Origin of the sequence: Granulicella cerasi, assembly GCF_025685575.1 — a bacterium.
In the GTDB taxonomy this organism is placed as follows: Bacteria; Acidobacteriota; Terriglobia; order Terriglobales; family Acidobacteriaceae; genus Granulicella; species Granulicella cerasi.
On record NZ_JAGSYD010000005.1, the window covers coordinates 41,579 to 63,478 of the forward strand.

Annotated in this window: 18 protein-coding genes; 8 read left to right on the top strand and 10 right to left on the bottom strand. The window is 60.6% G+C overall.

Annotated elements, in window-relative coordinates:
* Positions 1-8: 8 nt before the first annotated feature.
* Complete coding sequence (locus tag OHL11_RS15335) at positions 9-1,301, top strand: glucoamylase family protein (protein WP_263372413.1); 1,293 nt, start codon at positions 9-11, stop codon at positions 1,299-1,301.
* 121 nt (positions 1,302-1,422) lie between these two features.
* Here OHL11_RS15335 and hpnA read toward each other — a convergent pair whose 3' ends face one another.
* From hpnA to recN, 7 genes are all read right to left on the bottom strand, one after another.
* Positions 1,423-2,430, bottom strand: coding sequence for a hopanoid-associated sugar epimerase (gene hpnA, locus OHL11_RS15340; RefSeq protein WP_263372414.1), 1,008 nt, complete (start codon positions 2,428-2,430; stop codon positions 1,423-1,425).
* A gap of 6 nt (positions 2,431-2,436) precedes the next feature.
* Positions 2,437-2,904, bottom strand: coding sequence for a hypothetical protein (locus tag OHL11_RS15345; RefSeq protein ID WP_263372415.1), 468 nt, complete (start codon positions 2,902-2,904; stop codon positions 2,437-2,439).
* 83 nt (positions 2,905-2,987) lie between these two features.
* The gene (gene hpnH, locus OHL11_RS15350) at positions 2,988-4,145 is read right to left on the bottom strand and encodes an adenosyl-hopene transferase HpnH (protein WP_263372416.1); all 1,158 of its coding nucleotides are present in this window, start codon (positions 4,143-4,145) and stop codon (positions 2,988-2,990) included.
* An 82-nt stretch (positions 4,146-4,227) separates the two neighbouring features.
* A complete protein-coding gene (locus tag OHL11_RS15355) occupies positions 4,228-4,920 on the bottom strand; it encodes a hypothetical protein (RefSeq protein ID WP_263372417.1) in 693 nt (230 codons plus the stop codon).
* A gap of 35 nt (positions 4,921-4,955) precedes the next feature.
* Positions 4,956-6,950, bottom strand: a complete 1,995-nt coding sequence (gene shc, locus OHL11_RS15360; RefSeq protein WP_263372418.1) for a squalene--hopene cyclase — start codon at positions 6,948-6,950, stop codon at positions 4,956-4,958.
* A 75-nt stretch (positions 6,951-7,025) separates the two neighbouring features.
* Entirely contained in the window at positions 7,026-8,051 is a 1,026-nt protein-coding gene (locus OHL11_RS15365) for a 4-hydroxy-3-methylbut-2-enyl diphosphate reductase (RefSeq protein WP_263372419.1), read from the bottom strand.
* A gap of 413 nt (positions 8,052-8,464) precedes the next feature.
* Positions 8,465-10,153, bottom strand: coding sequence for a DNA repair protein RecN (gene recN, locus OHL11_RS15370; RefSeq protein ID WP_263372420.1), 1,689 nt, complete (start codon positions 10,151-10,153; stop codon positions 8,465-8,467).
* 122 nt (positions 10,154-10,275) lie between these two features.
* Between recN and OHL11_RS15375 the strand changes: the two genes are divergently transcribed.
* From OHL11_RS15375 to OHL11_RS15400, 6 genes are all read left to right on the top strand, one after another.
* Positions 10,276-11,082, top strand: coding sequence for a MotA/TolQ/ExbB proton channel family protein (locus OHL11_RS15375; RefSeq protein ID WP_263372421.1), 807 nt, complete (start codon positions 10,276-10,278; stop codon positions 11,080-11,082).
* Positions 11,083-11,084: 2 nt separating this feature from the next.
* Positions 11,085-11,492, top strand: a complete 408-nt coding sequence (locus OHL11_RS15380; RefSeq protein ID WP_263372422.1) for an ExbD/TolR family protein — start codon at positions 11,085-11,087, stop codon at positions 11,490-11,492.
* A gap of 35 nt (positions 11,493-11,527) precedes the next feature.
* Entirely contained in the window at positions 11,528-12,337 is an 810-nt protein-coding gene (locus tag OHL11_RS15385) for an energy transducer TonB (RefSeq protein ID WP_263372423.1), read from the top strand.
* 70 nt (positions 12,338-12,407) lie between these two features.
* On the top strand, positions 12,408-13,745 hold the full coding sequence (gene tolB / locus OHL11_RS15390) for a Tol-Pal system beta propeller repeat protein TolB (RefSeq protein ID WP_396269970.1): 1,338 nt from the start codon (positions 12,408-12,410) through the stop codon (positions 13,743-13,745).
* Positions 13,746-13,799: 54 nt separating this feature from the next.
* On the top strand, positions 13,800-14,573 hold the full coding sequence (locus OHL11_RS15395; RefSeq protein ID WP_263372425.1) for an OmpA family protein: 774 nt from the start codon (positions 13,800-13,802) through the stop codon (positions 14,571-14,573).
* A gap of 96 nt (positions 14,574-14,669) precedes the next feature.
* On the top strand, positions 14,670-15,614 hold the full coding sequence (locus OHL11_RS15400; RefSeq protein ID WP_263372426.1) for a tetratricopeptide repeat protein: 945 nt from the start codon (positions 14,670-14,672) through the stop codon (positions 15,612-15,614).
* A gap of 79 nt (positions 15,615-15,693) precedes the next feature.
* On the opposite strand, the gene OHL11_RS15405 is transcribed toward OHL11_RS15400, so the two are convergent.
* Positions 15,694-16,770 (bottom strand): dihydrodipicolinate synthase family protein, encoded by a 1,077-nt coding sequence (locus OHL11_RS15405; RefSeq protein ID WP_263372427.1) that lies wholly within the window; start codon positions 16,768-16,770, stop codon positions 15,694-15,696.
* Positions 16,771-16,811: 41 nt separating this feature from the next.
* Between OHL11_RS15405 and OHL11_RS15410 the strand changes: the two genes are divergently transcribed.
* Positions 16,812-17,324, top strand: coding sequence for a hypothetical protein (locus OHL11_RS15410; RefSeq protein WP_263372428.1), 513 nt, complete (start codon positions 16,812-16,814; stop codon positions 17,322-17,324).
* Between the two features lie 65 nt (positions 17,325-17,389).
* Here OHL11_RS15410 and carB read toward each other — a convergent pair whose 3' ends face one another.
* Both carB and carA read right to left on the bottom strand, forming a co-directional pair.
* Positions 17,390-20,656 carry a carbamoyl-phosphate synthase large subunit gene (gene carB, locus OHL11_RS15415; protein ID WP_263372429.1) on the bottom strand — a complete coding sequence of 1,089 codons (3,267 nt, stop codon included), beginning with the start codon at positions 20,654-20,656 and terminating at the stop codon, positions 17,390-17,392.
* On the bottom strand, positions 20,656-21,792 hold the full coding sequence (carA, locus tag OHL11_RS15420; protein ID WP_263372430.1) for a glutamine-hydrolyzing carbamoyl-phosphate synthase small subunit: 1,137 nt from the start codon (positions 21,790-21,792) through the stop codon (positions 20,656-20,658). The genes carB and carA overlap by 1 nt, the downstream gene beginning before the upstream one ends.
* Between the last annotated feature and the right edge of the window lie 108 nt (positions 21,793-21,900).

Genomic DNA, 21,900 nt, shown 5'->3' on the forward strand with positions numbered 1-21,900 from the left:
GACTCTTCATGCAGAGACGAGAACTTCTCCGCTACCTCGCAGGCGCTGCTGCCGCTCCCCTTCTTCCTTCGCTCGCTTGCGGCGCTGGAATCGTTCCTCACGCATCGTCTTCGCTCTCGAGCGAAGACGATGCATTCCTTGACGACATGCAACGTCGGGCGATGCGCTTCTTCTGGGAGCAGGCTAGCCCGAAGACCGGCCAGGTGCTCGATCGCGCTCGTTGGGACAACACTACGGGCAAGATCGACTCGCGGCCCATGGCGAGCATCGCCTGCACTGGCTTCGCGCTTACGGCATTCTGCATCGCCGACAAGCGCGGCTATATGCCGCATGCGCAACTGCTCGAGCGCGTGCGAACAACGCTGCGCTTCCACGCCCACAAGATGGAGACCGTGCACGGCTTCCTCTCGCACTTCAACGACGTCGAGACCGGCTATCCGTATCAGGGCAGCGAGATCTCACCGATCGACACCACGCTGCTGCTCTGCGGTGTGCTCACGGCACGCGAGCATTTCAAGCAGGACGCCGAAGTCCAAAAGCTCGCCACCGAAATCTACAACCGCGTCGAGTGGCCGTGGATGCTAAACGGCGGCACCACCTTCGCGATGGGTTATCGCAACAACCAATTCATCAATTCCCGCTGGGATCATTATTGCGAGCTCATGATGATGGTGCTGCTCGCGATGGGCTCACCGACGCATCCTGTCGAGCCGAGCGCTTGGGACGCCTTCACCCGCCCTGTGATGGAGTTCGGTGAGTATAAGTACATCTCCTCGCACGACCCGCTCTTCGTGCATCAGTACAGCCACGCTTGGTTCGACTTCCGTAACAAGCGCGACAAGTATGCGAACTACTTCGAGAACTCCGCCATCGCAACGAAGGCGCACGAAGCCTGGTGCATCTCGCTCGGCAAGCCGTACTCGGAAGACTACTGGGGCGTTTCGGCTTCAGACTCCGCAAACGGCTATCAGGCATGGGGCGGTCCGCCAAAGCTCGGCACGGTCGACGGCTCCGTTGTGCCGTATGCGAGCGCTGGTTCGCTTCCCTTTGTGCCCGACGCCTGCATGCGCGTGCAGAAGTCCCTCAAGGCGAAATACGGTGACAAGGTTTACGGACGCTATGGCTTCCGCGACGCCTTCCACCCAGACGCCAACTGGTATGACGATGACGTGCTCGGCATCGATCTCGGCATCAGCATCGTAATGGCGGAGAACCTGCGCACAGGCTTCGTCTGGAACACCTTTATGAAGAACCCTGAAGTCCTCAAGGCAATGAAACTCGCAGGCTTCCGCCCCGAGTAACTTCGCATACCTGCGTCTCCAACATTGCGTACTTTGCGTCCAAGTTCTTCGCTTACGCAAGCGAAAGCTTTCACGCAAAGTACGCAATGTTTTTGAACGCAATGTGCGCAAAGAGACGTAGCTAGAGGAGAGACTTCGGGGGCGCAGGCGCGTATCCGTTCGCCACAAACCACGCACAGGCCGCCTGCAAGGCATGATCGACTGGCATCACGCGCAGACCAAGCTCATGCTCGGCCCTGGACGACGAAGCGAACATCATCTTCTTGCCCATACGCACAGCTTCGACGGTCGCACGAGGCTCTTTGCCACGCAGCTTACCGGTGAAGGTCTCTTCAAAGAACGCGTACGCCATCGCTACGGCATGAGGCACCTTCGTGTTCGGCGAGGGCAGCCCGCTGATCGTAGCCAGCTTGTCGAGAATCTGCTTGAGCGTGAGGTTTTCGCCACCAAGAATATATCGCTCGCCCGGACGACCGATCTCGAGCGCCGCAAGATGCACCCGTGCAATCTCTTCGACATCGACGAGGTTCAAACCCGTCTCGACATACGCTGGGAAGTTGCGATTGAGGAAGTCCACCAGGATGCGGCCGGTCGGCGTCGGCTTGGTATCCAACGGCCCGATCGGCGTCGTCGGATTCAGGATCATGACATTCTGCCCCGCACGCGCGGCAGCTAACGCTTCCTGCTCACCCAGCCACTTCGAACGCTTGTAGTGGCCGATCATATCGGCTTCGCCTACAGGCGTTGTCTCATCGACAATCGTGCCATCGGTCTTGAAGCCCATCGTCGCCACAGAGCTGGTGTAAACCACGCGGCGTACGCCAGCTTCGCGAGAGAGACGCAGCAACTCACGCGTGCCATCGACGTTAGCCTTGTACATATCTGCAGGGTCGGGCACCCACAAGCGATAATCCGCAGCGACATGCAGCACCGCGTCCACACCTTGCAGCGCAGACGCGAAGCTCTGAGGATCGCGCAGATCGCCGGTGACGAGTTCCGCATCCTTCGGCAGATTCTTCGTGACAGACGTAGGCCGCACCAGCAGACGCAATTGCGCGCCCTGAGATGCGGCCAACTGAGCTACATGGGAGCCAACAAAGCCCGTAGCGCCTGTAATGAAAAGCTTCATCGCGAACTAGTCGAGCTTCTCGGGCTCAATCTGAATGTTCTTTTCGCCGGCAGCCTTCTTCTCCCAGTACTTCTTCACCCAGGCTTCGAAGGTCTTGCCAGCAGCGGTGTCGCGGCCGCTGAAATTCAGTGCGGCGATCTCTGAGTACGGAACCATGACGCGCTGCGTTGCGGTCGTGGTCGCGCCCTTCGCGGGCGTGGGAATGATGCGGACGACCGAAGTCTCGAGCGTCGATGCGGAGTGGCGGTCGTAGAGATAGCCTTCCACCACCGAGCCATCCTTGCGCGTGATCGTCACGTCGCCGCGATAGTCAAACGCCTTCTCGAGCGCATCGCGCACTTCGGCTTCGCTTGCAAGCGCCGGAATCCAGCCTTCGAGGTTTTCACGCTCACGGCCCGCGATGACTTCGATCTCATCCTGAGACTGGTGCTGAAGCTGCTCGATCTTAAGGTGTTCCTGCTGGTCGGTCGCCATCGTCTTCCTTGCCTTTTTCTTTCAAATGAAGAGCGCGAAACCGGCGGCCTCGCGCTCTATGAATCCTGCTACATCCAGCGAGACTAGTCGCCCGAAACAGCCGATGATTCCTGCACAGTCGTCTTCACCACAACGTTCGTCGAAGCAGCGTTGTCGATCTGCACCAGCGGGCCATGCGAGGTCTTCGGCCACTCGTTGAGCAGCTTCATCGCGTCCGCATCGTCGTAGGTCGGCTTAAACATGTAGCGCTTCGCTGTCTGGATGAAACCCTTCAGCGAGCTGAAGTTGTAATCGACCGCCGAAGCTTCGTGGCCCGAGTGCACCATGCAGTTCGCGCAACGCGGGTTGCCGCTCTTCGCGCCATAGTTCTCCCACTCCGTGGCATCGAGCAGCTCCTGGAAGGTATCGGCATATCCGTCCTGCAGCAGGTAGCAAGGCTTCTGCCAACCGAAGATGGAGTACGTCGGCATGCCCCAGGGCGTGCACTCGAAGTCCTGCTTGCCCATCAGGAACTCGGAGAAGAGGGGGTGCGTGTTGAACTCCCAGCTCTTCTTGCGGTTCGACAGGATGGCGCGGAACATACGACGCGACTTCGCCTTACCGAGGAAGTGCTGCTGATCCGGGGCCTTATCGTATGTGTAGCCAGGCGAGAGCATCATGCTCTCCACGCCAGCTTCCATGATCTGGTCAAAGTGGCGACGGACCGAGTTGGGGTCAGCGCCATCAAAAAGCGTGGTGTTCGTTGTCACGCGGAAGCCCGCAGCGACCGCAGCGCGGATGCCTTCCATCGCGATATCGTGGCCACCTTCGCGGCAAACACCGAAGTCGTGGTGCTCCTTTTCGCCGTCGAGATGCACCGAAAACGACAGGTACTTCGAAGGCTTGAAGAGGTGAAGCTTTTCCTTCAGCAGCAGCGCGTTCGTGCACATGTACACGTACTTCTTGCGCGCTACGAGACCGGCAACGATCTCCGGCATCTGCGGATGCAGCAGCGGTTCACCGCCGGGGATGGAAACCATCGGCGTGCCGCACTCCTCGGCAGCGGCCCAGCACTGCTCGGGCGTCAGTTCAGCCTTCAGGATGTGTGCCGGGTACTGGATTTTGCCGCAACCCGCGCAGGCAAGGTTGCAGCGGAACAACGGCTCCAGCATCAGCACCAGCGGGTAACGCTTGCGGCCCTTCAGCTTCTGCTTCAGGACGTAGGACATTACGGTGAACGCTTGCGATACGGGTACGGCCATGCTGTTTCGGGCTCCTTGGTTGCTCTCTCTAGTTTACTAGATGTGCACCGCTATTGCGACGATGCAGGGGTACCTTGGTGAACTACCAGGGTTGCCGCTCAGCGGCCTGTACTTTGTCCAGATCATGTTCCCCGCGCAGAATGGCTCCCTCGGCGCCACGCAGGCCGCCCGCCCATGAATCGAAACGCTCCACCTCGCTGCGGGCCTTCACCAGCGCGTCCAAATACTCGTCCAGTTGCGCCGGAGTCGCCGCCACCGGGGCGTTGCCGACGAATCCATCCTTGCTCTCAATCTCCAGCACGCGCTGACGGGCGTTGTTCATCGGCCAGTGCAGGCTTTGCAGCGTGTCCACCTCGGCATCCACTTCCCAGAACGCCTGAATCTCGTCCTGCGGCAGCACGTGCACGAGCTGGCTGCTCAGGGCTGCCTTCCAGGCCGGCGCAATGGGCTCATCCCAGTCCTGTGCGGTGTGCGCTGCCGCGGCGGCCAGGGGCTGGTGCGTCTTGATCGCCGCCTGCACCTGTCCGATACGCGCACCCAGCGCCGCTGACTCGTCGACCGCGAAGTGATGCACGCGTTCGCAGTCTGCGATTGCCTTCTCTGCATCGACATGCAGCGCTTCGCGCAGTTCCGCGCGCTGATGGCGATGGTGCAGCCACTCCACGCTCTGCTCGATGCCCACCGCGATAATCAAACCAACGACGATCGTGGCGATATGGATAAAGAAGTCACGCCACGAGTGCGCGGCGTGCTCCGGGGGATGAACGTCCAGCATTCGTCTCCGTTCGACTGAATGAATTTCGTTACGTTCTACGCTTCCGCAGAAGCAGCTTCAATCGCCTTTTTGTACGTCGTCAACGCCAGCAGCGGGAAATACTGCTTGTACAGGTGATAGCCGAGGTAGAAGACCTTCGGGAAGCCCGTTCCGGTGTAGTGGCTTTCACCGTTGCGGCCCTCCGCAAGCTCTTCCCATCCGCCATCGGCCTGCTGATTGTTGATCAACCACCGAATGCCTTTTGCGACCGAGTCCGAGCGCGTATCGTTGCCTGCGAGCAAGCCAAGTAGCGCCCATGCGGTCTGCGACGGCGTTGAAACGCCCTCGCCACGCAGGTTCGGATTGTCGTACGTGCCGCAGGTCTCGCCCCATCCGCCATCGGAGTTCTGCACCATGCGGATCCACTCGACGGCCTGCTGGACCGGCGTTTCCAGGTAATCGACGTCCATCGCCTGCAGTCCGCGCAGTGCGAGGAAGGTGCCGTAGAGGTAGTTCACACCCCAGCGACCAAACCATGTGCCGTCGATCTCCTGCTCCTTGAAGATGAACTGGATCGCCTTCTCCACGCGCTCGTCGCGACGCGTGTAGCCGTAGCCCGCGAGCATCTCCAGAATGCGACCGGTGATGTCCACCGTCGGCGGATCGATCATCGCATTGTGGTCGGCAAACGGAATCGACTCGAAGACCTTCTTCGTATTGTCCTTATCGAACGATGCCCAGCCGCCGTTCTTGCACTGCATGGAGAAGAGCCACTCGATCGCGCGCTCAGCGGCCTCGTTCTGGTAGCGTCCGCGCGAGCCCTCCACAGCCTTCAGCGCCATCAGCACTTCGGCAGTATCGTCGCAATCGGGCTGATGATCATTGTTGTGGAAGAAGCACCAGCAGCTAGGGTCTTCGACCTTTGCATTGTGGTACCAGTCGCCCTTGTAGCGGATCTCCTTCGACAGCAACCAGTCAACCGCCTTCACCAGGCGCGGGTCCTTGTCGGAGATACCAGCCTCGACGAGCGGGCCAACGATCTGTGCGGTGTCCCAGACGGGCGACAGACAGGGCTGCATGCGCATCGTCGGCGTCGGATAATTCGGCTCGCCCTGCGGGAAATCCAGTCCGAGCTTTTCGAACTCATCGCGCGCGCGGATCACCTGCGGATCGCTTTCGGAGTACCCGAGTGCGCGCAGCGCGATGATCGCGTTCAACATGGCCGGATAAATGGCACCGAGGCCATCGGACTTCTCGAAGTGCTCGAGCATCCACTTCTCCGCCTTCTTCAGCGCCATCTTGCGCAGGGGACGCAGGTGCACACGCTCCGCCCAGTGCGCCAGGCGGTCCGTCAGCAGGAAGAAATTACGCCACGAGAAGAAGTGCCTCTTGTCCCAGCGAAGACGCATGTTCGCGTTCTCGCGGCCACCCACGTAAAGCTCGTCAATGCCCTGTTCCGGCGGCAGCTTCTTGAACGGCTTCTTCGCGTAAATGATCGACAACGGCACGAGGATCGCACGCGACCATGCGCTCACTTCGTAGATGTTGAAGTAAAACCAGTCGGGGAACAGCACGATCTCGGGCGGTACTGCCGGCACCGAGTCGTAGTCATACGCGCCGAGCGCACAGAGGTACATCTTCGTAAAGGTGTTGCAGGCGATCACGCCACCCAGCGCGAGCGTGGACTCACGTGCCTTCTGCATGAGCGGTTCTTCCGCCGTGTGCCCCATCAGCTTCAGCGCCAGGTAGCACTTCACACCGTAGTTCACGTTCGAAGGGCCGCCGGGGTAGAGGCTCCAGCCGCCATCGTCGTTCTGGTGGCGCAGGATCTCATTGCGAACGCGTTCGAGCTTGCCGGCGTCGCCCGTGCCGAAGAGTGCGTGGAGGAAGATGTAGTCAGCTTCCAACATGGCATCGGCTTCCAACTCACCACACCAGTAACCATCTTCATGCTGCTGTCCCAGCAGCCATTCCGCCGATCGGCGAATGCCGTCTTCGACCTTATCCAGGCCGAGATCCAGGCGTCCAAACTTCGGTTGCGTCGCGCTCATCCAATAATCCTGTTTTTATCGAGAAAACCCATGCCCGCTCAGGGGCATGGGTTCAAATCGTGGAAATCTCAAAACTTACGCGGTCGGCTGCTGGTCAACCTTCGGGGCGGCAGCGATGGCCTGTACGATCTCCGGCGGTAGGCCGAAACGCACATTCTCAGGCATCACTTCTACTTCTTCCACCGAGTTGTAACCCTTGTTCTGCAGGTACTCCACCACTTCCTGCACCAGAACTTCAGGAGCCGAAGCGCCAGCCGTGATCGCTACCGTGTTCTTGCTATCCAGCCACTCGGGCTTGATGTCCTCAGCCTTGTCGATCAGATAGCTGACCGTACCCAGGTTCTGCGAAACCTCCACAAGGCGGTTCGAGTTCGAGGAGTTGCGCGAACCGACGACGAGAACGATATCCGCGCCATGCGCGACGTTCTTCACTGCAGTCTGGCGGTTCTCGGTCGCATAGCAGATGTCCTGCGCGTGCGGTCCGACGATGTTCGGGAACTTCTTCTTGAGCGCGTCGATCATGGTCGCCGCTTCATCGAGCGAGAGCGTCGTCTGCGTCAGATAAGCGACCTTGTTCGGATCGGGAACGATCAGTGCTTCGACCTCTTCCGGCGTCGAAACGACCTGAGTCACATCCGGTGCCTCGCCCTGCGTGCCTTCAACTTCTTCGTGGTCGCGATGACCGACGAGCACGAGCGAGTAGCCCTGCTTGGCGAACTTGATGGCCTCGATGTGGACCTTGGTGACGAGCGGGCAGGTCGCATCTACGACCTTCAGGCCGCGTTCTTTGGCACGCTCACGCACCGCTGGCGAAACGCCGTGCGCGGAGTAAATCACGCGCTTGCCTTCCGGCACTTCGTCCAGTTCGTTGACGAAGATCGCACCCTTCTGGCGCAGATCGTCCACCACGTAGCGGTTATGCACGATTTCCTTGCGGACGTAGATCGGCGCGCCGAAGGTCTCGAGCGCAATCTTCACGATGTCCACTGCACGCACTACACCCGCGCAGAAGCCGCGTGGCTTAAGCAGAAGGACACGCTTTGTGTCGGCTTGGTTGTCGATGGGGGCGTTGGCGGTCGGTTCGAGGATAGCGGGGCTCACCCCCTAAGTATACCGCCGATTCCCCATTTTTGATGCAAACACGACGAACCAAACCCTATCCGCACCTCGCAAATTGCGATGGAGCGAAAAGAGAAACGGCCCCGCGACGTGCAGAGCCATTCCCTCGCAACAAGACGCACATTGCTGAACTTTTCGGGTGGAGTTAGAGCTTATCGCCAGAGCAGCCTGCGTGGTGGCAGTCGCATCCGAGCGAGGTAACGTCCTTACTATCTTCACAATTCTGCGAGCAGAACTTCGAGTCGCCGCTTACGGTACACGAACAGGCGGGGTGGGCACACTTCTTGGGGCTATCGGACATCGGACGAATCTCCTTGACGCGGCATCGACCAAAATGCGGCCGTTGCGCGTTCAGAGGCCGTAGACCCTACTCCCGGTTGCTTTGACTGTTTTGATCACGCCGAAGCGTTCAGCATTTGCTCCGCATGGGCGCGCGAAGTCTCGGTCAGCTCGGCACCGGACAGCATGCGCGCAATCTCCTCGACGCGCTCCGGGCGCTCAATCTTACGGATGCCCGTGTGCGTACGGCCCTTGCGCGTTTCCTTCTCGATCAGGAAGTGCTGATCGGCGAACGCGGCGATCTGCGGCAGATGCGTGATGCAGAGCACCTGCTGGCCCGCCGCCAACATCTTCAATTTCTGGCCGACAGCCTCCGCCGCGCGGCCGCCGATACCAATATCAATTTCGTCAAAGACCAGCGTGCGCGGCAGCGGAGTTTTCTTCTTCCGCGCCGACGATGCGCCTTCTTCCACCGACACCTTCAACGCGAGCATGACGCGCGACATTTCGCCGCCCGAAGCGATTTCGGTCAAGGGCTTCAGAGGTTCGCCCGCGTTCGTCGCGATCAGGCAGGAGACGGTGTCCCAGCCGTTCGCCGTCCACCCTACAGGCTCGGTGTTCGAGTGAATCTCGACGCCAAACCGCACGCTCATCGCGAGATCGTTGATCTGCTTCTCCGCGAGCTTTGCAAGTTTCTTCCCCGCCGCCGAACGCGCTTCGGTCAGCGCGTCGGCCTGCTTGCGATAAGCATCCGCCGCAACGCCGAGTTCCTTCTCCAACTCAACCAGGCGCGCGTCACGATTTTCGAGGTCAGAGAGCTTCTGCGCGACGTCATCGTGGAACGCGATCACCTCAGCCAGGGTCGAGCCGTATTTGCGCTTCAGGCGGTCCAGCGCGGCGAGACGATCTTCAATCTCCTCCAGTCGCTCGGGCGACGCCGTTACACCGCCAGCAAAGTCGCGCAAAGTCGCCGCAGCGTCTTCCACAGAGCCCTTCGCCTCGCTCAGTTGCTGCGAAATTGCCGTGAAACGCGGGTCGAAGCGCGCGAGATCATCGACATGGCGAATCGCTGCACCGAGCAACGACTCCGCCGAGGTCTCCGCTTCGTAGAGCAACTCCTGAGCGGCGTTCGCGCCGGTGAAGAGCCGCTCAGCATTCGCGAGCACACGCTTTTCGGTCTCCAGCCCGGCGTCTTCGTCCGCGTCGACGATCGCCGCATTTGCGATTTCCTTCGCCTGGAAGCTCCACAGATCGAGCAGTCGCAGGCGGTCCTGCTCGGCGGAACGCAGTTCGTCAATCTGGTCCTGCAAGCCACGCCAGCGCGCGAACGCCTCGGCGCAGGCCTCGGTCGTGATCGAAGCATAGCGGTCCAGCAACTGCCGCTGCTGTGCGGCGTCAAAACTCGTCAGCGTTTCCGACTGCGCATGAACCAGCGCAAGTTCAGGGGCGAGTTGCCGTAGCACCGCGACCGTCGCGGGCTGATTGTTGATGAAGACGCGGCCCTTGCCGTTGGAACCGATCTCGCGGCGCAAAAGAATCTCATCGCCTTCGGGATCTACGCCATTCGCTTCCAGAATGTCTTCTGCCCCGGGCGTCGACTCGAAAACACAGCCAACAACGGCCTTGTCGGCACCGTGGCGCACCCAGTCGGAAGAGGCCTTGCCGCCAAGCAACAGCGCCAGTGCGTCGATCAGAATCGACTTACCCGCGCCGGTTTCACCGGTCAAAAGGTTCAGACCCGGGCCGAACACGGCCACCGCGTGGTCAATCACGGCATAGTTTTCGGCGCGCAGTTCCAGCAGCATCGTGCCGAGAGGATAGCAGACGAGGCGAAGGAAAGGCGGTACTTCACACGGTTACCCAATGCACCACGCTTGATGCTTCCTTCCTCAGCTTCCTTTGCGTCTCACGATAGACTGCGAGGGAGATGACTACGGCTGTGCTTTCCATTGCGATGCTTTGGCTACAGGATGCGGCGACCGACCCGGCAGCAATGCCACCGGTCACCAAGGCCCACTCGAGCGCGCTGCTCGACATGCTGCACAACAGCGGCCCCATGGCACTTACCGTGCTCGTGTTGCTGCTGGTGATGAGCTTGTTTTCGTGGGCAGTGATGATCGCCAAGTGGCGCGCGTTCAACGACGCCGACACGCAGAACAAGCGCTTCGTGCGCGCGTTCCGCAAGAGCGGACGTCTGAGCGAAATCGCTGCGGTCGCGGACCAGTTCCGGCCCAGCCCGCTCGTCTCGGTCTTCCACGAGATCACCGACGAGTACCAGCGCCAGAGCGGCGGACGCGGCACACCGCCGAACCCTGCAGCTCTTGAGCGCTCAGCGCAGACCGCATCCAGCGAAGCGCTGACGATCATGGAGTCACGCATGACGTGGCTGGCAACGATCGCGCAGGTCGCGCCCTTCGTCGGGCTCTTCGGCACCGTCATGGGCATCATCGACGCCTTCCACGGACTCGGCACAGCGGGCGCAGCTACTTTGCGCGCGGTCGCCCCGGGTATCTCCGAGGCGCTGATTACCACCGCCGCCGGCCTCGTCGTCGCGGTTCCCGCGCTGATGGGTTACAACCAGCTCACCGCACGACTGCGTGAGTTCGCTTCGCGCATGGATGACTTCGGCCGCGAGCTGCTGAACGCCATCGAGAACGCCGCACTCACCGCGCCACAGGCGTTGGTGAACGAGCAGCGTCCCCTCGATCCGCGCGATGACCGGAGGCCGTACTAGCTATGGCCTTCACGGGAGCCAAGGGACGCACGCAGACGGCGCTCGCGGACATCAACATCACTCCGCTCGTCGACGTGGTGCTCGTGCTGCTGCTCATCTTCATGGTGACCGCGCCGGTGCTGCAGTCGGGCGTGGAAGTGGCTGTGCCGCAGACGCGCACCGTCAACCAGCTCACCGAAGAACGCCAGGTCATCACCATCGACAAGGACCAGAACGTCTTTCTCGACGACAAGCCGCTAAACGTGAACGATCTGCCGGAGATCCTGAAGTCCAAGGGCGATGCACGACGTACCGTCTACGTTCGCGCAGACCAGAAGGTGCCCTTCGGTGCTTTCGCCTCGGTGATGGATGCGGTGAAGCAGGCCGGCATCACGAACATCTCTATCGTCACGCAGCCCATTGAACGCTAAACGTTAGTCCGCGAAACCACGAGCCTCCCCGCACGATGCACGTAAACGAACAGCTCAGCCACGACTCCGGTGACGACCGTTTCCGCCAGGGAATGATCGTGGCCGTAGTGCTTCATGCTGCGTTGCTCGGAGGCATCGCCGCCTGGGGCATCTGGGGACACTTCAAAAAGCACGAAGAGTGGGGTGCGGACAAAGCCGAGCTTGGCGCCATTCAGGCATCGATGGTCTCGGCGATTCCCTTACCCACCAAGGCCCCGCCGGTGAAGGACCAGGTGCTCGCGCCTGAAGAAACCAGCCCCGCACCGAAGCCCCCGCCCAAGGAAGCCACCGCACCGCCGCCGAAGCCGACCGATGTGCTGATCAAGGCCAAGGAGCCGAAGCCGCAACCGAAGAAGGTTGCGCCCGTAGAGACGCCTGCTCCGCCGAAGCATCCGCAGCCCACGCCTCCCCAGCCCACGAATAAGGCCACGAACGCGCAATCGGCTGTGCAGCTCGCATCGTCAACGACGCCTGTCGGCAACGGTACCGCTACCGCCACGATCCTCGATCGCACCTTCGGCGCTCGCTACGCGTATTACGTGGGCATCGTCAGCCGCAAGGTCGGCGAGAACTGGTACAAGGGCGAGGCCGATCCCCGCTCTTCCACCGGCCGTCAGGTCACGATGGTCTTCGACATCGACCGTGACGGAACGCCCTCCAACATTCGCGTCGAAACCTCCAGCGGTTCGCCGTCCCTCGATCTTTCCGCCAAGCGCGCTCTCCAGCGCATCGACACCTTCGGACCGCTGCCAGATGGCCGCGATTCCATTACCGTGGAGGACACCTTCGTCTATGGTCACCCGTAAAATCGTCGAGAAAAATAGTTACATCGCAACGCGACAAATATCCACCGCGCTCGTCCATAAGATGGCAACGATGTTTGAATCGAGAAAGAAACTCACCGGAATTCTGGCAGTCATGACGCTTGTTCTCAGCGCCGCGACGACTCGCGCGCAGGACACCTTCAAGATTCGCCAGGACAACGGCGCAGGCACCATTCGCCTTGCGGTCTCAGACTTCAAGGGCCAGCCCGACGCGCTGAAGCACTCCTTCGACGGCACGCTTTCCGCCGACCTCGCGAACGCGGGAATCTTTGATCTCGTTTCAAAGTCGATGAACCCGCAATCGACACCTGGTCTGCCTGCAGAGATCAATCTCGCGCAGTGGTCTGCGGCTCCGACCAGCGCCGCGATGGTCACCTTCGGCAACTTCACGGTGGCCGGCGGCAAGATCCTCGTCAACGGCTTCCTCTTCGACGCGAAGAACTCGCAATACCCACAGGTCTTCGCCAAGCAGTACCGCGAGAACGCGACCGAAGATATGGCGCGTCAGATCGCTCATCGTCTCGCCGATGAAATCATCTTCCGTCTCGGCGGCGGCATCCCCGGCATCGCCGAAACAAAGATTTACTACGTGAAGGTCTCCGGCGGTGGCACGAAGGAAATCTGGGAGATGGATTACGACGGCGCAAACCAGCACGCGATCACGCATCTCGGCACGGTGAGCCTCTCGCCGCGCGTCTCGCCGGACAACTCGCGCATCGCATTTTCCACGCTCGGTCGCGATGGCTTCCAGATCAAGATGTACTCGCTGCTCCTCGGCCGACTGGTGAACTTCTCCTCCGTGGGAGGCACGAATCTGTCGCCGGCATGGTCGCCGAGCGGCCAGCAGCTCGCGTTCTCGAGCTCACGCACAGGTGACCCGGAAATCTGGGTCAGCGATCCGCAAGGCTCGATGGCGCACAAGATCACCAGCTTCCGCGGACCGGACGTGTCGCCGACCTGGAACCCGAAGACCGGCGCGCAACTCGCGTGGATCAGCGGTCGCACCGGCCTGCCGCAGCTTTACATCATGGATTCCGACGGCTCGGGCGTGCAGCGTCTCACCGACGGAGGTTATGCGACCTCGCCGAGCTGGTCCCCGAACGGTCAGTTCGTGGCCTTCGCCTGGGACCGCAAGTACGGCCCTGGCGCGCCCGGCGGACAGGATATCTACGTGATGGAGATCGCCAGCAAGCGCTGGATTCAGCTCACCCACGACGGTGGTCGCTGCGACTTCCCTTCGTGGAGCCCGGACGGACGCCACATCACCTACGCAAACTCCCCTGATGGCAAGGCCGAGCACGCGCGCATCATGTCGATGCTTGCCGACGGCACGGAAAAACATGCACTCACCGGTTCGGGCGCAGATATGCCCAACTGGAGTACCCACTAAGCAACGATCTTTTTTACCGATTTCAACTAGACTGATGGCGTGAGGACGACGAACATGATGCGTTGGCAAGTAATTACGAAAGCCACGATTCTGAGTGCAGCATTGATGGCGATGGCAACCGGTTGCCACAAGAAGCCGAAGCTCCCACCACCGGACACCAGCGCTCCGACGGTTTACGTGATGCCGCCGACGGCTTCGATCACGGCTGATCCGCTCTCGATCGATCTCGGTCAATCCGTGGTGCTGAACTGGCGCACGACGAACGCGACCAGCGTTGCGATCGACGGCATCGGCCAGGTGCCGATCAACGGCACCCAGACCGTGAGCCCGGCCAACTCAACCAACTTCCATCTCGTGGCCAAGGGTGACGGAGGCACGGTCGAAGCCAACGTACGCGTCACCGTGCGCGTGCCTGAGGTTTCGCCGGTCACCACAGGTCAGTCCACCGGCGGCGATCCTAACGATATGGCCAACGTCACGGACGCAGCCTTCCACGCGGCTGTGCCGGATGTCTTCTTCGGCTACGACAGCTTCGAGCTTTCGCCCGAAGGCCAGACCAGCGTCTCGTCAGCTGCGCACTACCTCACCGAGCATCCTGGCGTGAAGATCCTCATCGGCGGCTACTGCGATGACCGTGGATCGGCTGAGTACAACATCACGCTCGGCGAAAACCGCGCGAACTCCGCCAAGACCGCGCTGGTTTCGGCAGGCGTGGCTCCGAACCGCATCCGCGTCATCTCCTACGGCAAGGAGCGTCAGTTCTGCACCGAGGACAACGAGTCCTGCTGGCAGCAGAACCGCCGCGCCCAGTTCACCGTCGACCGCTAACCCGCGGCTCGCCGTTTCGTATGACCTCAACGCGAGCCTGCTTCCACAGCGGCTCGCGTTGTAGCTTTTTAGCGTTGTAGCTTTTCAAGGGGAACTATGAAGACATCCTTGCGCATCGCCACTCTTGGCACCGCGCTGCTGGTCGCGGGCTCCGCCATGCCCGCCCATGCGGTCAACAAAGACATGGTCCAACTGCAGACGCAGATCCAGCAACTGCAGGACGCCGTCGCACGGCTGCAGCAGTCCAACGACGAACGCATGGGTGTGTTGAAAGACCTCGTGCAGCAGACGGCAGACAGCGTGAACCGCATGACCGCTTCGGTGAACAGCCTGAAGCAGCAGATGCAGAACACCACCGAGGCTTCGGCGGCCAGGAACGATCAGCTCGCCGGGCAGATCCAGTCCCTCAACGACTCGCTCGATGAGCTGAAGGCCCGCATGATGCGCATGGAGAAATCCCTCGGCGACATCCAGAGCCAGCAGCAGCAATCGAACGCGATCCTGCAGTCGATGCCCGGTGCCACCGGTGGCGGAAGCGCCACTCCCGCGGGCCCCGCGACGCCACCGCCCGCAGCGGACAACTCCCCCGCCGCTGGTAGCGCGATCCCGATGCCCGCCGACAACGGCAGCAAGGCTCCGGCGGTGAAGACTGCCCCGGTGGCCGGTCCCAGCTCGGGTCAGCTTTATCGCGGCGCGTACTCGGACTATATGTCGGGCAAGACAAACCTCGCCGCCGGCGAGTTTCAGGACCTTATCAAGGCCTACCCGGATGACAATCTCTCGGGCAACGCTTACTTCTACCTTGGCGAGATGAACCTGCGCGGCAACAAGCCGTCGTCGGCCATCAAGGACTACGACAAGGTCCTCGAGCAGTACCCCAACAACGCCAAGATCCCGGCCGCTCATCTGCACAAGGCAGAAGCGCTGACGGCAATGGGTCAGCGCGACGCAGCTACCCGCGAACTGAAGGCGCTCGTACAGCGCTTCCCAAGCTCGCCGGAAGCCGCACAGGCCAAGCAGAAGCTGGCGCGCGGCCGCTAAAACCTGCTCACCACCACAAGAAGCCCCGTCATCACGACGGGGCTTCTTGTTGGCGAACATCCACCGAGTTGTTCAACTCCTAATTCCGCAACTCCCGGAACGCGTCGTCGACAACAGCCTTTTCTTCGCTGTTCACCGGCGCAATTGGCAACCGCGGCAAGCCACCAAAGTACGCATTCACATCCTGCGCATACTTCGCCGCCGCCACGCCTACCGTTTCCAGAGCAGCATCGGCCTTCGTCAGCCGCTCCGCCTTCAACGCCGCCAGGGGCAGATCGCCATCGGTGAACGCTGCATAGGACTCATGCACGGCCTGCGGTGCGGGCGCAGCCAGCATCGACATCGCACCATTCGCGCCACGCTCCCATAGCGGCACCATCTCCGAAGCCTTACCGCAAGCCATCACGTTGAAGCCCAGCTTGCGTGTGCGCGTCTTCAGCGTCGGCGTCTGCATCTCGGCAACCGCGGTCGAAGTGCCCGCGCCACCGGTCAGCGCATCCAGCGAAACCATGACACTCGTAGACGCCACCTCAACCGGAGCCAACATGCGGCGCGTCACCGGGCGGAAGATATGCGTTACCGTCGCTTCGTGCACCACGTCCTTCGTCGCATCCTTGATCGCATCAAGCCGCGCCAAATCGAGGTTCGCGTCGTACAGCGCGAGAATGTTCGGATGCTTCGCCAACGCCGCAATCGCTTCGACGCTCAACGCAAATCCCGGAGCGTCCCCCTGCGACCACAGCACCACCGGCAGCGGCGAATTGTCGGCCACCGTACGGAAGTAGTTCAGCAACTCAGCCTCGCCCGAGCGTCGCTGCATCTGCGCCCACGAAGGCGGAGCCGAAAGCATCACCGCATCGAACATCGCGTCATGCGCCTGCCTGGCCTGCGTCAGGGCCTGCGCCACGGAGTCACGCGAGATGCCCGCGATCAACACCTTCTCCGGCGCAGCGGACTCCCGCACAGACTGCAGGCAATCCAGCACCTCTGCGTCCGACAGCGTGTTCGCTTCGAGTCCCGGCACAAAGAGCACCAGTCCAGCCGCGGGCGTCAGCGAATAGCGCCGCACGTTATGCTCCAGCTTGCGCAGATACAGCGCGCCGTCGCGGTAAAAGGGTATCGTCAGCGGTACATGGATTCCGTCAATCAACATCATGGCTAATTGCATTTTAGCTGTTTGACCTTACACTCAAAAGCATGGCGGTCACCCAAGAAGAATTCGAAGTATCGCAAAGCAAGAGCTTGCGCGAACTCGGCACAGAAGCCATCTGGTTTACGCTCCATACACTCTTCGCTATCGGCGTTGTTGTCGTCATCATGTTGGGCGGCTACTTCTTCCGAGCAGCGCAGGACGACCTGACGCCGAAGCTCATTGGCACGCTTGCAGCCTTCGTGCTCGCGCTCGGCCTCGGCTTCGTCATCGCCAAGGTGCAGCAGAACGAAATCGCGCGCTACGTCTGGATCTCCGGATTGCTGATTTTTTCAGCAGTCTGCGTATGGGTGCTTGATTTGCCCACCGGCAACGGCCTCTGCGAGCACTGCGGCGCGATTGACAAGCTCTATCGCACTTTCTTCGACATCACCCACGGCAGCGGCCTGATGGGCGGTGATGGTCTGCTCATCGGCACGTGGGTTCCCCTCGCCCTCTTCGGCTACGCCATCGGCGCGAACATGGGCCTCGATCCACACGAAGAAGCCGAGGAAGAGTAAGCGGCATTTCAGCGCAGCAGAAAGGCCCTCCGCTTGGAGGGCCTTCCTGCTGCGTTGATGAATCCCTAGACGCGTGATGCGTGGAGTTCCTGCAAGCTCTCTACCTGGAGCGCACCCTTCTGCAATGCAGAGATGCCTTCTGCAGCAGCAAGTGCTGCGGCAATCGTGGTCGTCGCCGGGATCCGTGCCGCCACCGCTGCACGACGCACTGCACCTTCGTCGAAGACACGGTCATGGCCGCGCGGCGTATTGATCACGAGCTGAATCTTCTCGCTCTTGATCAAATCCACCACGTTCGGACGACCTTCGCCCACAGCAAAGACACGCTCTGCGGCGATGCCTGCCTCTTCCAGCACATCCGCGCTGCCGTGCGTGGCCACAATCTTGAAGCCAAGATCGAGGAAGCGCTTGCCGACGGTAGCGATCTTCGCCTTATCGTGATCGTTCACCGAGATGAAGACCGTGCCCTTGGTCGGCAGCTTCTGGCCTGCAGCAAGCTGAGCCTTGGCGAAGGCTTCGCCAAAGGTCTTTGCCACACCCATCACTTCGCCCGTCGAGCGCATTTCCGGTCCGAGAACCGGATCGACGCCCTGGAACTTGCCCCACGGGAAGACCGGCGACTTCACGAAGAAGTGCTCGCCCGTCGAAAGCCCACCAGCCTTTAACTCTTCCGGCAGCAGCTCCTTCAGCTTGCGCCCCGTCATCAGACGCGCTGCAACCTTCGCGAGCTGGATGCCCGTCGCCTTCGACACGTACGGCACCGTGCGCGAGGCGCGCGGGTTCACTTCGATCACGAAGACCTTGCCACGCTGCACAGCGAACTGCAGGTTCACCAGGCCGATCACGTTCAGCGAAAGCGCCAGCTTACGCGTGTACGTGCGCAGCGTCTCGAGCACCTCAGGCGTGAGGTCCACCGACGGCAGCACGCACGACGAGTCGCCCGAGTGCACACCAGCTTCCTCGATATGCTGCATGATGCCCGCGATCAAAACGTCTTCGCCATCGCAAAGCGCATCGACGTCCACTTCAATCGCATCTTCGAGGAAATGGTCGATGAGCACCGGACGATCCTGCGAGTATTCGATCGCCGACGACATGTAGCGCACGATGTCCTGATCGTTATGCGCGATCACCATGGCGCGGCCACCGAGCACATACGAAGGACGCACGAGCACCGGATACTCCACGCGCTCGGCTCCAGCCAAGGCCTCTTCGAGCGACGTCGCCATCGCTCCCGGCGGTTGCGGAATTTCGAGGTCCGTGATCAGCTTGCCGAAGCGTTTGCGATCTTCTGCAAGGTCGATCGACTCCGGCGACGTGCCGATGACCGGCACACCTGCGGCCTTCAACGGCAGCGAGAGGTTCAACGGAGTCTGTCCACCGAACTGCACGATCATGCCGATCTCCGCACCCGACGAAGCCTCATGCTCATACACCGCGAGCACATCTTCAAACGTCAGCGGCTCGAAGTAGAGGCGATCCGAGGTGTCGTAATCGGTCGACACGGTCTCAGGATTGCAGTTGACCATGATCGTTTCGTAGCCGTCGTCGCGCAACGCGAACGCAGCATGGCAGCAGCAGTAATCGAACTCAATGCCCTGTCCGATACGGTTTGGTCCCGAACCAAGGATGATGATTTTCTTCTTCGAGGTCGGCGTTGCTTCGTCTTCCTCGTCGTAGCAGGAGTACAGATACGGAGTGAAGGATTCGAACTCAGCCGCGCAGGTATCCACCAGCTTGAAGACCGGCTTCACACCAAGCTTGTTGCGCAGCGCAGCGACCTGTGCGGTCGCCTGCTTGCCTTCGAGGCCAAGCGCCTGCGCGATACGATCGTCAGACAGCCCCTTACGCTTCGCCGAACGCAAGCCATCTTCGTCCAACGTCGCGAGGTTCTTGCCTTCGAGCTCCTTAAGCTCATCGGCAATCTGCTTCATGTTGTGCAGGAACCACGGATCGATCTGCGTGAAATTATGCGCTTCACGAACGGTCATGCCGTTCTCAAACGCATAGCGAAGGTATGAGAGGCGATCCGGGTGCGGCGTGACGAGGCGCTGGCGAATGCGGCGCGGATCGATGTTCTCCGCTCCAGCCTTCTTGCCTGTCTCGAGCGAGCGCACGGCCTTCATCAACGATTCCTTGAAGGTGCGACCGATCGCCATCACTTCACCGACAGACTTCATCTGCGGGCTCAGCGTTTCGTCCGCTCCAGGGAACTTCTCGAACTGCCACTTCGGAATCTTCGTGACGACGTAGTCGATCGTCGGCTCGAAGCAAGCGGGGGTCGCCTTCGTGATGTCGTTCTGCAGCTCATCGAGCGTGTAGCCCACAGCGAGGCGCGCAGCGATCTTTGCAATCGGGAAGCCCGTTGCCTTCGACGCCAGCGCCGACGAACGCGACACACGCGGATTCATTTCGATGACGGTCATGCGGCCGTTCGCGGGGTTCACCGAGAACTGCACATTCGATCCGCCGGTCTCAACGCCGATCTCACGAATCACGGCGATGGAGGCATCGCGCATCATCTGGTACTCGCGATCGCTCAGCGTCTGCGCAGGCGCCACGGTGATCGAGTCACCCGTGTGTACGCCCATCGGATCGAAGTTTTCGATCGAGCAGATGATGACGACGTTGTCCTTGAGATCGCGCACGACCTCCATCTCATATTCTTTCCAACCGAGCACGGACTCTTCGAGCAAGCACTCATGCACCGGCGAAAGATCGAGGCCGCGGGAGAGAATTTCCATCAACTCTTCGCGGTTGAATGCGATGCCGCCACCCGAACCGCCGAGCGTAAAGCTCGGACGAATCACAATCGGGAAGCCGATCTTCTGCGCGAACTCGAGGCCATCGCGAATGTTGTTCACGAGCATCGACTTTGGCATATCAAGGCCGATCTTGTTCATCGCGTCCTTGAACAGGAGACGATCTTCAGCCTTCTTGATCGCGTCGAGCTTCGCGCCGATCAGCTCGATACCAAGGCGGTCGAGCACGCCTGCATCGGCGAGATCGACTGCGAGGTTCAGCGCGGTCTGTCCACCGACGGTGGGCAGCACAGCGAAGCTGCCCTTGCTCTTGTCGAGCGTGCCCACTTCCTTCGTGAGGATTTCTTCGAGGTACTCAAACGTCAGCGGCTCAATGTACGTGCGGTCGGCAACGTCCGGGTCCGTCATGATGGACGCCGGGTTCGAGTTCACCAGCACTACTTCGTAGCCCTCGGCCTTCAGCGCTTTACACGCCTGCGTGCCCGAGTAATCGAACTCAGCGGACTGACCGATGACGATAGGGCCCGAACCGATGACGAGGATCTTTGCAATGTCGTTTCTACGTGGCATTACTTCTTGAACTCCTCCATCAGCGTGCGGAACTGCTTGAACAGGTAATGAGAATCGTGCGGTCCGGGCGAGGCCTCTGGGTGATACTGCACGCTAAACATCGGATCGGTCTTGTGCTTCAGACCAGCGAGCGTCTGATCGTTCAGGTTGACGTGCGTCACCGCAACATCCGCCGGCAACGATTCAGGATCGACGTTGAAGTTATGGTTTTGCGCGGTGATCTCGACCTTCCCCGTTTCCAGGTTCTTGATCGGATGATTGCCGCCGTGGTGGCCGAACTTCAGCTTGTAGGTCTTCCCGCCGAGCGCGATACCGAAGAGCTGATGGCCCAGGCAGATGCCGAAGAGCGGCTTCTTACCCTGAAGTTCGCGGATGTTCTCCTGCGCGTACTCGAGCGGCTCGGGGTCGCCGGGGCCGTTCGAGAAGAAGACGCCGTCGGGGTTCATCGCAAGCACCTCGCTGGCAGGCGTGCGAGCAGGCACCACCGTCACGCGGCAGTTCTCACGCGCCAGCATACGAAGGATGTTCTGCTTGATGCCGAAGTCATACGCGACGACGTGCAGTTCGTTTTCGGCTGCTGCGTTTGCCTTCGGCAGCAGCTTGTCGCCGGTCTCGTTCTTCGGCTCCGCCTGCGACCACTCGTAGGTCTTTTTCGTCGAAACCACCGATGCAAGGTCCGTACCGGTCATCGGCTTCAGCGCGCGCACCTTGGCGAGCAACTCCTCGACGTTTTCGGTCTTGGTAGAAAGAATGCCGCGCATCACACCATGTGCGCGCAGGTGGCGAACCACTGCACGCGTGTCGATGTCTGCGATCACCGGAACGCCATTGCGCTCCAGATATTCGTCTGTCACTTCCGTCGAGCGCCAGTTAGAACTCAGAGGCGAAAACTCGCGAACGACCAGACCTTCAATGTAGGGCTTGCTGGACTCTGCGTCCGAGGGTGATGTGCCGTAGTTCCCAATCTGCGGATTGGTCAGCACTACGATCTGCCCGGCATAGGACGGATCCGTGAAAATTTCCTGATAGCCGGTCAGCGAAGTATTGAAAACAACTTCACCTACGCGCTCTACAGGCGCGCCAAACGCCCGACCGCGAAATACGCGGCCATCTTCTAGGGCTAGAATTGCGTGCATTGCCTCTCCCTGTCTAAGAATCCGCGGAAGGAGTGGATTCAATGGATTTTATCAGCCAGCAGAGAGGAAAAGAAAAAGCCTGCGAAAATCGCAGGCTTTTCACAGTTC

Coding starts and splice junctions, on each gene's coding strand:
- OHL11_RS15335 (WP_263372413.1), top strand. CDS start 9: ATGCAGAGACGAGAACTTCTCCGCTACCTCGCAGGCGCTGCTGCCGCT.
- hpnA (WP_263372414.1), bottom strand. CDS start 2,430: ATGAAGCTTTTCATTACAGGCGCTACGGGCTTTGTTGGCTCCCATGTA.
- OHL11_RS15345 (WP_263372415.1), bottom strand. CDS start 2,904: ATGGCGACCGACCAGCAGGAACACCTTAAGATCGAGCAGCTTCAGCAC.
- hpnH (WP_263372416.1), bottom strand. CDS start 4,145: ATGGCCGTACCCGTATCGCAAGCGTTCACCGTAATGTCCTACGTCCTG.
- OHL11_RS15355 (WP_263372417.1), bottom strand. CDS start 4,920: ATGCTGGACGTTCATCCCCCGGAGCACGCCGCGCACTCGTGGCGTGAC.
- shc (WP_263372418.1), bottom strand. CDS start 6,950: ATGAGCGCGACGCAACCGAAGTTTGGACGCCTGGATCTCGGCCTGGAT.
- recN (WP_263372420.1), bottom strand. CDS start 10,153: ATGCTGCTGGAACTGCGCGCCGAAAACTATGCCGTGATTGACCACGCG.
- OHL11_RS15375 (WP_263372421.1), top strand. CDS start 10,276: ATGACTACGGCTGTGCTTTCCATTGCGATGCTTTGGCTACAGGATGCG.
- OHL11_RS15380 (WP_263372422.1), top strand. CDS start 11,085: ATGGCCTTCACGGGAGCCAAGGGACGCACGCAGACGGCGCTCGCGGAC.
- OHL11_RS15385 (WP_263372423.1), top strand. CDS start 11,528: ATGCACGTAAACGAACAGCTCAGCCACGACTCCGGTGACGACCGTTTC.
- tolB (WP_396269970.1), top strand. CDS start 12,408: ATGTTTGAATCGAGAAAGAAACTCACCGGAATTCTGGCAGTCATGACG.
- OHL11_RS15395 (WP_263372425.1), top strand. CDS start 13,800: ATGATGCGTTGGCAAGTAATTACGAAAGCCACGATTCTGAGTGCAGCA.
- OHL11_RS15400 (WP_263372426.1), top strand. CDS start 14,670: ATGAAGACATCCTTGCGCATCGCCACTCTTGGCACCGCGCTGCTGGTC.
- OHL11_RS15405 (WP_263372427.1), bottom strand. CDS start 16,770: ATGATGTTGATTGACGGAATCCATGTACCGCTGACGATACCCTTTTAC.
- OHL11_RS15410 (WP_263372428.1), top strand. CDS start 16,812: ATGGCGGTCACCCAAGAAGAATTCGAAGTATCGCAAAGCAAGAGCTTG.
- carB (WP_263372429.1), bottom strand. CDS start 20,656: ATGCCACGTAGAAACGACATTGCAAAGATCCTCGTCATCGGTTCGGGC.
- carA (WP_263372430.1), bottom strand. CDS start 21,792: ATGCACGCAATTCTAGCCCTAGAAGATGGCCGCGTATTTCGCGGTCGG.